The organism is Halomonas colorata (assembly GCF_014897985.1).
Taxonomy (GTDB): domain Bacteria; phylum Pseudomonadota; class Gammaproteobacteria; order Pseudomonadales; family Halomonadaceae; genus Vreelandella; species Vreelandella colorata.
Window position 1 is genome coordinate 111,088 of record NZ_JABUZA010000006.1, and the last position, 12,794, is coordinate 123,881.

9 protein-coding genes are annotated in these 12,794 nt (G+C 50.8%); all 9 read right to left on the reverse strand.

Features of this window, described 5'->3' with window-relative positions:
- Nucleotides 1-41: 41 nt before the first annotated feature.
- Nucleotides 42-2,324, reverse strand: coding sequence for an AAA family ATPase (locus INT33_RS05180; RefSeq protein WP_193091297.1), 2,283 nt, complete (start codon nt 2,322-2,324; stop codon nt 42-44).
- A 117-nt stretch (nt 2,325-2,441) separates the two neighbouring features.
- A complete protein-coding gene (locus INT33_RS05185; protein WP_226940077.1) occupies nt 2,442-3,161 on the reverse strand; it encodes a M48 family metallopeptidase in 720 nt (239 codons plus the stop codon).
- Nucleotides 3,158-6,307, reverse strand: coding sequence for a type I restriction endonuclease subunit R (locus INT33_RS05190; RefSeq protein ID WP_193091298.1), 3,150 nt, complete (start codon nt 6,305-6,307; stop codon nt 3,158-3,160). The genes INT33_RS05185 and INT33_RS05190 overlap by 4 nt, the downstream gene beginning before the upstream one ends.
- A 41-nt stretch (nt 6,308-6,348) precedes the next feature.
- The gene (locus INT33_RS05195; protein WP_193091299.1) at nt 6,349-6,837 is read right to left on the reverse strand and encodes a type II toxin-antitoxin system VapC family toxin; all 489 of its coding nucleotides are present in this window, start codon (nt 6,835-6,837) and stop codon (nt 6,349-6,351) included.
- On the reverse strand, nt 6,812-7,903 hold the full coding sequence (locus INT33_RS05200; protein ID WP_193091300.1) for a helix-turn-helix domain-containing protein: 1,092 nt from the start codon (nt 7,901-7,903) through the stop codon (nt 6,812-6,814). Before INT33_RS05200 ends, INT33_RS05195 begins: the two co-directional genes overlap by 26 nt.
- A 94-nt stretch (nt 7,904-7,997) precedes the next feature.
- Nucleotides 7,998-9,248: a restriction endonuclease subunit S gene (locus INT33_RS05205; protein WP_193091301.1), complete on the reverse strand. Its 1,251-nt coding sequence runs from the start codon at nt 9,246-9,248 to the stop codon at nt 7,998-8,000.
- Nucleotides 9,241-10,983, reverse strand: a complete 1,743-nt coding sequence (locus tag INT33_RS05210) for a type I restriction-modification system subunit M (RefSeq protein ID WP_193091302.1) — start codon at nt 10,981-10,983, stop codon at nt 9,241-9,243. Before INT33_RS05210 ends, INT33_RS05205 begins: the two co-directional genes overlap by 8 nt.
- Nucleotides 10,984-11,152: 169 nt before the next feature.
- On the reverse strand, nt 11,153-11,812 hold the full coding sequence (locus INT33_RS05215; protein ID WP_226940078.1) for an inovirus Gp2 family protein: 660 nt from the start codon (nt 11,810-11,812) through the stop codon (nt 11,153-11,155).
- 322 nt (nt 11,813-12,134) lie between these two features.
- On the reverse strand, nt 12,135-12,332 hold the full coding sequence (locus tag INT33_RS05220; protein WP_226940079.1) for a helix-turn-helix transcriptional regulator: 198 nt from the start codon (nt 12,330-12,332) through the stop codon (nt 12,135-12,137).
- Nucleotides 12,333-12,794: the final 462 nt, after the last annotated feature.

Sequence of the window (12,794 nt, forward strand, 5' to 3'; positions counted from 1 at the left end):
GCAGCAAATTATTATGTGCCAGCTCGCCACGCCCAGAACGACTAAGCCATACCAGCATGAACAACATTGATAGCTCGCTCCACGAACACCCGTAACTCACCATCTATAATCTGCACTTGATCAGCAGATGGATTGGTGTCGTGATGGAACTGGCCGGCGTAACCATTGATCTCATTTAACTCATTGGTAATATTCTGCGCATGAACAAGAGGACTGCCATTTGGTGCATTATTGATTGCCTCGACAACCTTTCCAAAGAGCAAGCCCTTGTTTATCAAGCCAGGAAACCGACGATGCAAATATCCTTCAAGCATAGGCCTTATCGATCTAGCCACCTCCATACTGCTCTGTGATGTGCCGTTCAAATATTCGCCCAAAACCCTATGACATTTGAAATACGCACTCTCGCACTCTTTATCAACGTCAATTGAATCAAAGTTACTATAACGGTTTGCGACAGTTTTTAGCTTCACACATGAAATATTTTGAGGAGCACTAGCTCGCAAAATTTCATCTCTTAGGCTTCTCATGAAATGAATATCGTGAACCAACACGATTAGTTGCTCACAGACGTCATGAACTCTCTTCAAGATCAATCGCGTCTGCTGCTTGCGATTAAGATCCAAGCTACACATGGGGTCATCAATGAAAACGACTTTATTTGCCAAGTCGGGGTCGGACTCAACCGATGCTATAAAAAACGCAAATGCCAACGTCCGCTTGTCACCCTCACTCAAAGAAGTCTTAAAGTCTGGTATGCCTCCGGTCAACTCAATATCTGCTCCTCGCATTTGTAAGTTGTAATTGCTTCTTAATCCGCCCCTGTAGTTGAAATCTATATTTGGAATTGAAAATTGAACACCGAAACTACTAAGCAGTTGATTTATTCTTCCTTTGTAGCGTTTGAGTGTTGTCTGCATGGTGGCATTCAAGGCATCCTTTTTATTTTGCTTTTCTGCCCCACTAGTAATTTCCTGCGCACGCGCCGCATCAAGTTGAGAGAAGAGATCAACAACATCCTGTCGATGTCGTACCTTCGCAAGCTCCAAATTAGCAATTGCCTGACGTAAGCCATCCGGATTCACAGCGGCTAAGTGCGTCTTGTATGACGTGATTAGGTTAAATGCATTGTCTATACCATCATTACAAGACTTTACTATTCCAACGAGCTCTTCCCATATGGCAATCAGTTCATTCTTTGTGTCGCCGGAACCTACTGATTCAAGGATATTTGCTTCTTTGGCAAGCCTTAGAGCATCAAGGCGACCTCTTATGGCATCCAATTTTTGCTTGGCCGCCTCACTATCAAACTCTGGAGGAGGTATTTCAACATGCTCCTGCCAACCATCAATAATCGCGCTGGCAGTCGCAAAACTTGCTTGGAGTCTCTCGATGATTGCTTCGGGCGTTGTAATTGATATTAGCCTGGCCAGATCAGCGACAGAAGCCTTCAATAGGTTGTAATCCTTATTGAAATAGCTACGGTAAGCTTGTATGAGATCGACCCCTTCAAGTGGTTGGTCGCAATATGGGCAACTTTCCATTTCTCCAAAGGCACGGCCATCACTGATCCATCTTTCAAGGTTCGTCTTGGCATGAGAGTCTAAGTGTTGCTTGACTCGTTGCTCAGCGGCCAGGTCAATATCGGTGAGCGAGCTTTCTAATATGTCGAAGATTTTTACAACGTCAAAAGCTGGCTCATCTAACTTTTTAGGCATAGCTTTCGCTTGAATTAAGCCTATATTTTGTGCTTCAACAATACGCTCGTTTAACGCTGCTATCTGGTTGTCGGCATCCGCCACTTCCGCTAGTTCTCGAAACTGTTGTAGTAACAGTCCCCGATGAAACCCAGCAAGCTGACTAGTGAGGTCTCTTACCAATTGCGATGCCGTGAGCGCATCATTGTCAGCTTGATCGTACTCGCGTTGAGCATTTACGGCGCTGGAGCCCAACGCAAATTGAAGTAGATTCTTCCGCTGATCAGTCGTTACCTGACCGCCCGCGTATACGTTTTGCTCTACAAAGTCCGCATCGAAAACCAGCAATTCTGGATGTGAGTTGCTCCAACTTACATTTGCAAACGCCGACTGCTGCCCATTCGAGAATTGAAGGAGAACTTCGGGTTGGTAGTTGCCATCTATCGTTTTTCGGCGAAGAATTAAATCAGGGTTATTAGAAGCACAAGACCGAAAGATAGACGCGAGCGTAGACTTACCTACTCCGTTATCAGCATAAACGAGAGTTGCCTTCTTAAAAGTATGCTGCCTGCCGTCTGCATCATGAAGAAGGCCAACTCCCTTAACTCGGCATATTCTTTCTAGCATTATTTAGTCCTTGCAAATCATCCAATCGCTAACCATCCAGCACTCGCAACGTCCGCTCAGGGTCGTTAAGTGACAGTTCGTTACCACATGCGAAATTGCTGCAATTCAAGAAACCCATCAAAACCTCACCCTCTCCGCATTTTCCCTCAACCATTCACGGCATTGTGGATAGTCCGGCATCACCCGTCCAAGCTCATTCCAAAACTCAGAGGAGTGATCGTGGCGGATCAGGTGGCAAAGCTCGTGCATCACCACGTAATCCACCATTCGGTTGGGGGCCATCATAATCTGCCAATTAAACTCCAGCTTCCCTTTGGTGGTGCAGCTTCCCCAGCGTGACTTGAACGTGCGAATGCCTACGCCCATAGGTGATACTCCCACGATGGGGGCAAAACGCGTTACTTTCTCTTTTATTTTTTGTTCGGCTTGGCGTTTGTACCAGCGTACCAAGGCGTTGCGCACCATGTGCGGGCGTTCCGGGCCGCTAGGTAGCGTTATTAACAATCTGCCGTGTACCAGCTTTACCGGGGCAAAGGCACCGGTTTCTATCTTGAGGCGGTAGTTGCGCCCCAGATAAGGAAACGCTTCACCGGAGACAAACTCGCGGCTACTGGCAGGCGCGGCCAGCTGGTGTAAGGCCATTTTTTCTTTGATCCAGCGCCGCTTGCTAGCCAACAGCTGGTCAATCTTTTCCAGTGGGGTCTCACTGGGCACCACGATAGATACTGCGCCTTCTTCCACGCGGATATCCGCCGATTTACGGCGATTAGTGCGGATGATTTCGGCAATAAAACCCGAGGCATCTCGGTATTCGGTTGGGTTTGCCATGGCGGTCATGGATTCGCTTTTCCAAAACGGTTTTTGGCCAGCTCCATAAAGCGGTCTTGCACCACAGTGACCAGTGCTTTATCCGCAAAGGAGCCATCCAGAACGGCGCGCTTAATCTCTTTTTTCATGCGTTTGACCTGATCCTGCTTATCGAAGAAGTCGACGATCTGGGTGGCTTCATCAAACATTCCAACGAGGTCTTGGCTGATGGCCTTGATCTCATCATGCACCGCTTCGCTGATGGCATCTTCCCCGGCATGGTGGGTCACTTCCGCCATTAGGATGTTGTAGAAAGCAAACTCGGTTTCACTCAGCCCCAGGGCATCGGCTTCCTGTTTATGCTCGGTGCTGATGGTGCTAACCATCTGCGAGAGCAGCTCCAACTGTTGGTCCCATTTACCCGCCGTTTTCTCGATAATATCGCGCAGGCGTAGGCTAAGCGATTTGTAATACTCGGGGTCTTCTTCCAGGTTGACGGTGATGTGGTGCTTAATCGCGCTTTCGATCTCGGACGCTTTCGATTCCGGGGATTTGATCTGCTCCACGGTTTGCTTGAAGTTGGCATCCATTAAATCCACTGGCGGGATCTTGGGGTCTACCCCGGTACTGATAATGTGGTCTTCCACCAGCTTGCGAACTTTTTCACCTACATCGGCCAGATTAAGGCCTGGGTCACGGTAGCGGTTTCTCGCAGCGTTTTGCACCTTGCCCCAGAATTTTAGGTCAGGCACAAACGGTTTGGCCGCTGTATCCGGCAGGATGATATCCATTTGTTTGGCAAAGGCTTTATACGCCAGCTCAAACTGCTGGCGTTTGTCTTCATCCTTGAGGAAAAGGACGTAGGCATCAATATCCTTCTCTTTCACCCCTGCAAATAGCTTGGCCACCCTTGTGTGGGCGGCCTTCAGCTTGGGGATCTCGTCTTTCAGGCTGTGGTAGGTGCCTTCAGCGTCCTCGTTACTGAACATCTCCAGCGCTTCGGTCAGCTGATCAGATAGCCCGTAGTAATCGACAATGAAGCCTGCCTGCTTTGTCCCCTTGCCGTTAGGTGACGAGCAGGTGCGGTTAACCCGTGCAATCGCCTGCATCAACGTGTGGTCTTTCAGGTTGCGGTCGATATACATGGCCTGAGCAATGGGCGCATCAAAGCCGGTTAGCAGCATATCTTTCACGATCAGAAAAGCCGTTGGGTCTTCACTTAACGGCTTGGTGAAGTTGCCGACAACCTGTTTCTGGCGTGCTTTATCGGTGTACTGCGTTAAGTAAGCCGGGTCGTTGTGGCTGCCGGAAACAATGACCTCAGACGGCGGAGCACCCAGCTCATCCAGGGTTTTCTTGAACAGCGTGGCGGCATAGCGGCTACCGACCACAATCATCGCTTTAAAGCCGTTGGGCTGAATATGCTCGCGGTAGTGTTTCAGCAGGTCGATGCATACCCAACGGATGCGTGCCGGTGCCTCGCGTATCGCACGTTCCACCCCGTACTTTTTCCTGATCTCTTTTTTTTCGTCATCGCTGTAATCGCGAAAGTACTCGTCGAAAAGCGCGTCCAGTGAATCGCCCACCACATCGGTCAATACCTGACGGCCTTCGTAGAGAATACGCACCGTGGCCCCATCGGCTACGGCCTCGTTAATTTTGTATTGATCAATATAGCCACCAAACGCCTGGCTCATTTTCTGCGTTTTCAGCAAAGGTGTGCCGGTAAAGCCAATCTTGGGGGCATTAGGTAGCGCGGCGTTAATGGTGGAAGCGAGGTTACCGAACTGGGTGCGGTGGGCCTCATCAGCCAGCACGATCACTTTATCGCTGGGGTTCAGGTCGCTGAAATCGCCTTCGGCTTCTGCATCCTGAAACTTCTGCACCATGGCTGTAACGATATCCGACGAATCCCGCTGCAACAGCGTTTTAAGTTGAGCAACAGAACCGGCATTGTGAATGGTTTCATTCTGAGCATCGCGGAACGTCGCGGAGAGCTGGCTATCCAGCTGCGTGCGGTCAGTAATGAACACCAGCTTGTACTGCTGTAGTTCTGGGTCACGGCGCATCTTCACCGCCAGCATAACCATGGTGAGCGATTTGCCCGAACCTTGGGTATGCCAAACCACCCCGGATTTTTCCTTACGATCCCGACCTGCTTTCAGGCGTTCAATCACCTTATTAACAGCGCGGTACTGCTGGTAGCGGGCTATCTTTTTAATCAGCCGACCATCCACTGCTTCGAATAGCGTGAAGTTCTGCAGTACGTCGAGAAAATTAGCGGGCGAGAAAAGCCCTGCGAGTAGCCGCTCTTGGGCGCTGATATCTGCTTGAGCTGGTTGGCCCGCTGCAATACGTTGCGCTTCTAGCAGGTAAGCAGGAGAAGGCACATCTGTCACTTGGTAAGCAGTGGAGGCAGGTAGGGGCTGGGCTACCTGAGTGGAAGCGAGTAGCTGGCGGATATCCCTGTCGGTAAACGGATAGGCATCTTTCCAATCGCCGTAATGCTGAGCGCTAGAGCTAATCGTACCCACTCTGGCTTGGTCGCGGCAGGTGGAGACCAACAGTTGGTTGTACCAGAAAAGCTTTTGAGCACCTTCGTCATCTTCAGGGTAACGCAGGTTGGCGTAGCGCCGTAACTGGTCAACACCTTGTGCTAGGGCATCGGCAATATAGGGCGACTTACACTCAATCACTGCCAACGGCAGGCCGTTCACGAAGCAGACGATATCCGGGATGATGTTCTGGTTGAGGCCTTCAATTTTGAATTGGTTGGTGCAGAGAAATTCATTGTTATCAGGCTGGTCGAAGTCGATGATTTTGACCGTCTGCCCCTTGCGCCCTTTACCCACGTCTTGCTCAACCGAAAGATAATTGACCAACTGCTGGTAGATGGCGTGGTTGTACTCCATCAACCCCGCATGGAGAGGGTGGGTAATCTCCCGCAGTACCTTGCGCAGGTTTTCTTCGCTGATCCAGGGATTCAAGCGCCGCAGGGCGGCTTCTAACTGTTTGACCAGCACTACATCACGATAGTAGCCACGCTCACCGGTAGAAGGAGCACCGTCAATAGGCAGTACAGGGGATAAACTTGCCCCAGGAACATAACGCCACCCCAGTTGCTGAAGCTGGGCAATGGCAGGCAGTTCGACCTTTTCGACTTCATCCTGGAACAAGGTAAGTATCCTTTGTCATACTTTTTGCTCAGCCTACCATGCTACCGCCATCGGTTCAGCCGTTTACGGCATTCAGTCTCCGGTAATCGGGCACCTGCCTTCAGCATGCTGTCTAACGCATCGGCGAGCTGTTGCGTCGACAGCAAGGCGTGGCGTTCCAACTCGTCCAAAATCCAGAGCACACCCCGCACCTCAAGCTGGCTTTGTTGGCCGGATTTGCGCAGCGCACCGTCACCGGTCAATAGCGGCCAACGACGTTCCCTGGCCAGAAAATAGCAGGACACATCGGCCAGAGAAGAGTTGCCCAGGGTTCGGCGAAGTTCAAAAAGCGACACCACCTCATCGCCACTTAAGCCTTTTACCATCAGCCCTAGAGCCGCCAACTGCTGGCCGGGTGGTTGCCTTAGCTCTCGCCATACAAAATCTGTGGTGACGAATTGATGGGGCAGTTCAAAGACAGTTGCCAGTAGGCCGCTACGATGAAGATCAATCCAAATATTGGTATCAGAGACCAGTATTTTCGCTGACATGTGTGCCGCCACCTGTCTGTCCGTTGGCCATTACCTCCTGGATATCCCCCAGGCCGGTATTGAGTAATTCCGCTGCCCGGGAGGGAGTCACTAACCCTTCCGCAAGGGCCCGGTAAACCAGCTGCCGTAGGCGGTAAGAAGTCTCTGAGGGCAAGGGATTAGGCTCACTGGTGCGGTAGCCCTGCATTGACCAGTATTTAACGGTGCTTTGGTAGAGGTTTGGGTTGATGATGCCCAGATCATGCAGCCGCCGTAGAATCGCCTGAATGGAAATGCCCCACTCTTGTTTTGCCAGCAGGAACTCGTCAAACAAAACACGCTTGCGGTGCTCGCCGAAAATGGCGCGTACTTGGCTGGCAGGAAACAGAAAGGCACCGGCAAAGCGGTGGCAGTTGTTCTCTTCTTCCCGAGTACCGTGAATTGCCTCGGGTATGGCCATGACGAGGTGGCCCAGCTCATGGGCGAGGTTAAAGCGTTGGCGTTCACCGGGGCGATCAGTGTTGCTCACAATCACCGCATCAGCACCATCGTTGACCAGGGCACACAGGCCATCAAACTTTTGGTGAGCATGTAGGCCCACGACTTTGATGTCGTTTTCTTCCAGGGTTTCGGTCAGGTTGGCAATCGGGTTTAGCCCCAGGCTCCAGGCGTGGCGCAGCGCTTCCGCCGCCTGTTCGATCTCCTCAGCGTTAGCGACCGCAAAACGTCGATGCCATTGGGTAAAACCACGGCGGCGTGGTTCAGTCTCAAACACGCTTTCCGCCGCCAAATAGCGCTCAAGGTGCTCGCGCACCTGCTCTTTCACAGCTTCCTGCTGGCGTTTGCCAAAGGCGGAATGCTTGCGAAAGTCGACTGCGCCTAACGCCACGGAATCCGGGCGGAAAAAATACTCAGGGCTGACCCCCAGCACATCGGCGAGCTGGATTAAGCGAGTGGAATTGGGCGCGTCCTTGCCCTGCTCATATTTAGACAGAGCCTGCTTGGTAATGTCCCCCAGCTGGTCGGCCACCTGCTGCAGGGTCATATTCTTGAGGACACGCGCACGATGCAAACGATCATGCAGCATGGGGGACACCTTAGTAACGAGGAAGTGAGTTGACAAGTATGGGTTAAAATACAGACCTGTCAACTCAAGAAAAGGAGCAGATGGGGGAGGAAGTTTAGGCTTCGGCTAGCTCGCGGGTATCGACCTGAACACGGACTTTGCCGGTGAGTAGGTCTTGCATCAGGGCTTTTTTCAAAGCTGTTTTTTGCTGAAGTCTAGTGTTAACAGTCTTTATTCTGCATTCCACAGCACTAATAACTGAAATTATTTCTTCCTGTTCAGATAGTGGAGGTAGCGCAATTTCTAACGAAGAAATGTCAGCCTGTCCTATCGTTGTCATGGTTGAATGCTTAGCGGCAGCCATAAAAAATTTACGCGCATGATCAGAGAGGCAGAAATGCGCCAGATATTTTGGGTGAACTCGATTTTTATCTGGCCGAACTCTCATCAAGTGACCATCGTAAGTAATGTCATTGTCCTTGGATAAGTTTATGTTGCAATAAGCAATGCCTTCCAGCTTTAGAGACGAACGAGTGAAAAACACATCTCCATATTTGACTTGGTTTCTACTGAATTCCTTTTCGTTTATGTCTACTAATTTTAATGATGCTGTATTTACACCAAAGCCTTGGTACATATCGTAGACATTGATTATTTTTTTTCCTTTACCGACTTTTTTGGGGTCATTGAATACCCCATTCGAAATTCCATTAAGGCTTAGCGATATTAAGTCAGCAACCTCCCAAGAAGCCGGTATACGCCCCATCGGGGAGCCCTTGAACTCAGTATGACCAATCCCCTTAGTCAGCAGCTCCTGCATCATACCGGCTTTCAGGTCTTTCAGTTTGTCGATCTGTGCGCGTGTTTTTTCGATCACCTCATCGACGGATGTCAGGATGGCGGCGATTTCTTTCTGTTCGGGAAGTGGAGGGGCAGGAAATTCGACCGTCCGTAGTCCAGCGCCTGTAATTTGTGGTTGGGCGCTTCCAGAAATGGAATCGCCAACACCACGATATTTCAGTGCGTAATAGAGATAATTTTGTGAAATGACTTCGCTCTGGACGTTGTCTAGCGCCATAGAGTTGCCGGTGATATAAGTTTTTGGCGGAATGCGATTGATCGTTCCACACGTATTGCCTCGGCAGGTTATAGCAATCGTTTCATCCGTATGGTTGTACTCAGGGTAGAACCCAACGAAACCGTTTGCACCAAATACCGGATACCCCGACTCAGTCATTTCTGAAGATGAAACGGTGCGCCATTGCTTTGGACTGCAGACATCAGTGAGTTTTCGAAACGACCAGTCATCCGGAATAGCGCTTGGAATGCAGGTCACCTGTCGCAGAACATCACCGAGGTTACTCATACCCCAGCTCCTTCAAATATCCCTTCATCACGTTTTCCGCTTCGACTACTTCAGCATCCAGTTTGTGTAGCGATACCTTGTACTTGTCCCACCAGCGTTCTAGCTGGCTGATAATAGCGGCGCTGTTTTCAGCATCGGGCGCTTCTTGTTGAGCAATATTACGCAGCTGTTCTTTGGCTTGAATAGCGGGCTTGAAGTCGTAGTAGGCTTCATCACGCCGATCAAATACGCAGCTAACGTCAAACTCCATTAGGATCTCTTCGCGGATATACTCGCTTTCCACTTCCCGCACGGGGATGCCGCCGTGGAGGATGGCACGCACATCGAAGATTTCCGGCGGTGGGCTGGTGTCAGCGTAGCGGCGGATGTTCAGGTTGTAGTCGTTCTCGGCAATCTCAGCCAGGGTGACGACCTTGGAGTAGCGCTTGATCTCGGCGTAATCGTCAAAGGTAGCAACGATTTTCTCAATATCCTGCTGACGCAGCTTGTTCTGGTTCTTGCCTTCTTCAAACTCCAGCTCGCTGTTGATAAACAGCACCTTGCCTTTACGTTCGGCGTGTTTCTGCTTATTTATAATCAGCAGGCTAGCGGGAATGCCGGTGCCGTAGAAAAGCGCCGGTGGCAAGCCAATCACGGCTTCTAGCAGGTCGTCGTTCAAAATGCCCTGACGGATGGCTTTTTCGCTGGCACCCCGGAACAGCACACCGTGTGGCATCACCACGCCCATCATGCCTTCGGCATTCAGGCTAGCGATCATGTGCTGCACAAAGGCCAAGTCGCCGGAATCTTTGGGTGGCGTGCCGTAGGGGTAGCGGCCATAGGGGTCATTCTCGGCTTCTTCCTTGCCCCACTTCTTCAAGCTGAACGGCGGATTGGCCAGTACCCGGTCGAAGGTCATCAGCTCACCACCTTGGGTGAGCTGAGGGTCGCCTAGCGTGTCGCCCTTACGAATATCGGCGCTGTAAACGCCGTGCAAGAACATGTTCATCTTGCAGATGGCCCAGGTATTCAGGTTCATCTCCTGGCCAAACAGCGATAAGTTGGCCGGGTTCTCGCCATTGATGGCTAGATGATTGCGGGTTTGCACCAACATACCGCCCGACCCCGCCGTGGGGTCGTAAATGCGCATTCCCGCGTGGGGCTTGAGCAGCGATACCAGTAGCTGCACCACTTCAGAAGGCGTGTAGAACTCGCCGCCTTTTTTACCGGCACTGTCGGCGAACATCTTAATCAGGTATTCGTAGGCCGTGCCCAGCAGGTCAGGCCGCTCGAAATCCTGGTTGCGTAACCGGTAGCGGCTGAAATGGCTGAGCAGATCCCGCAGCTTCTTATCAGAGAGCTTGTTCTTAATGTTGAAGTCGATCGATACCAGCACGCCTTCCAGCGTGGCGTTATGCTCTTCAATGGCTTCGGTGGCCTTGTTCAGCTCCGCGCCAATATCGTGCTTCAGGTCTTTGATGGCACCCCAGCGGGCGACAGGCGGGATGTAGAAGGTTTTGTCGTACTCATCTTCATCATCGGCCAGCTCACGCGCCTGGGCTTCGCTTTTGCCTTTGCTGAGGTAATACTCAACTACCGACTCCTGGGCTTCCTCGAAGGCATCCGACAGGCGCTTCAAGAACATCATGCCGAAGATGTAATCCTTGTACTCGGACGCATCCATATTGCCGCGTAGAATATCGGCGGCTTCCCATAAGAAGGATTCCAGCTGTTGCAGCGTAACGGTGTGGCTCATTGATGATTCCATGTATGGCGATAACCGTGGGCATGGCTGATACATAGCCCCCACAAAATAGTGAGCCGAGTTTAGCGGTGTGGGGGCATGTGGGCAAAGCCATACTCGGTTAGCAGTGTCCATTGGCCTAAAAAGGCTTAGTGAGATGGGTAGTGATATACAACGACCCTTAGTTACGACTAGTGCCAAACGCCCTTAAACCTAGCCCATACTGCTTTGTATTCGCTTTGCAAAAGTAAGAGGCGCGATAAAACGCCTGCTGAAAGCTGTTCACATCACCCCGTTCGATCCAATAGAACGGATGAGTAGGCACGCGAACCCATGGATCTTGTGGATTCCACGTGACCCCCAACGCGCTGTACCACGCGCGTGACACGCGACTGATGAGGTTCTCGTTTTGAGAGCATGCCTTACCAGGCATGTGATAGACGTCACGATTCAGCAAGAGAAAGAAGTGGTAGTGCGGCTTACCGTTAAGGCCAACCTCCCGACACCACACGTAGCGCACCTTGGTATCAGGCACCCAGCCAGCTTGGCGCTTAATCTTACGATCATGTTTGATAATCGCTTTCAAGGAAGCAATGAACCTTGCGATAAGGCCTTTATGATCCTCTAACGTCATCCTGTCGCTTATTGCCGTGGGGATAACAGGATCAACCCTGAAGGCTAGCACGCGTGGGTAGTCAACGAGTGCCTTTTGCATTGTGTCGTAAAGGGCCTGAAGGTATTCACTGGCCATTGGCAGGTGTTTCTCTTGAAGGCTTAGCCCGTTGAACATTGGGGAATTGCCAATGTTCAGGTTAGCGTTTGAGTAACGTGGTGGTAGCATTTTAATCTCCTTGATAGGTGTAGTAGCCCACGGCTTCTGCGGCATGGGCGTTATGTCAGGCACGACGAATCCTCCAGCGGGTGCTGGATTCAATACGGTGGTGGTATATCGGTTATTAACCTTTTGGCGGCTACTTAGGTAAGGGGCTTGAGGCCCCTCCCCTTACCCTTTGATTAGATTAATTGATTAGATTAATAATAATTAAACAAGGGTTAGAAAGGATGATGGAAGTTCGCCGGATGCAGGTGGGTGCTAGCTGAAGTGAAGGAAAGCCAGTGGATAATCAACTCTTCAATTAAATTAGCAAAAGCTGGTTTAATCTCTATAACGCTTTTTCATCTCTGCGCTCAATGCTTTCACAAATCCAGGTTTCAATTTCACTTTCGACCCAGGCAACCGCTCGGGTACCCAGTTTAATAGACTGGGGGAATTGTCCCAGGCTGATGTACTTGTAGACCGTCGATCTGGCCAGCCCAGTACGATCCATGACGTCTTTGATGCGGATCAGTTTCATGCTCATGACGAACTCCTGTTATTCGTTCATGAGATGAGGCAGCTGAGTATTTTTAATTGAAGAGTGACCATAACGTTTACAGGCCTATTGGTCGGCGGGCTCTGGAGATTCCTGCGCTTTGTCCTCTGGCTCAACGCTGAAAGGCAATTCAGGTGATGCGTTTGCCACATGGGGATATAGGTAATCGTAAGTGGCCTACAAGCCGCCGGTCTATTGGATCTTGGTAGCCTCTACCCACTGAAAGAACCACTTAGCCCCTCTTAAAAACCTGCTCGTTAAGGCATTCCCTTACGTTTTCATCGCCTGGTACGCGCTTGGGATTTTGCCATCGGTTGGCTGTTAGTGCTGATGCTGGGGTAAGTGGATGTCTCGGTCTACCACCATACCAATCAGCTGTTTGTGTATCACTTTTATCGTGATGATCACAACGCCTTCCAGCAACTCTTCTACGCGTCTAGCTATTAGTGC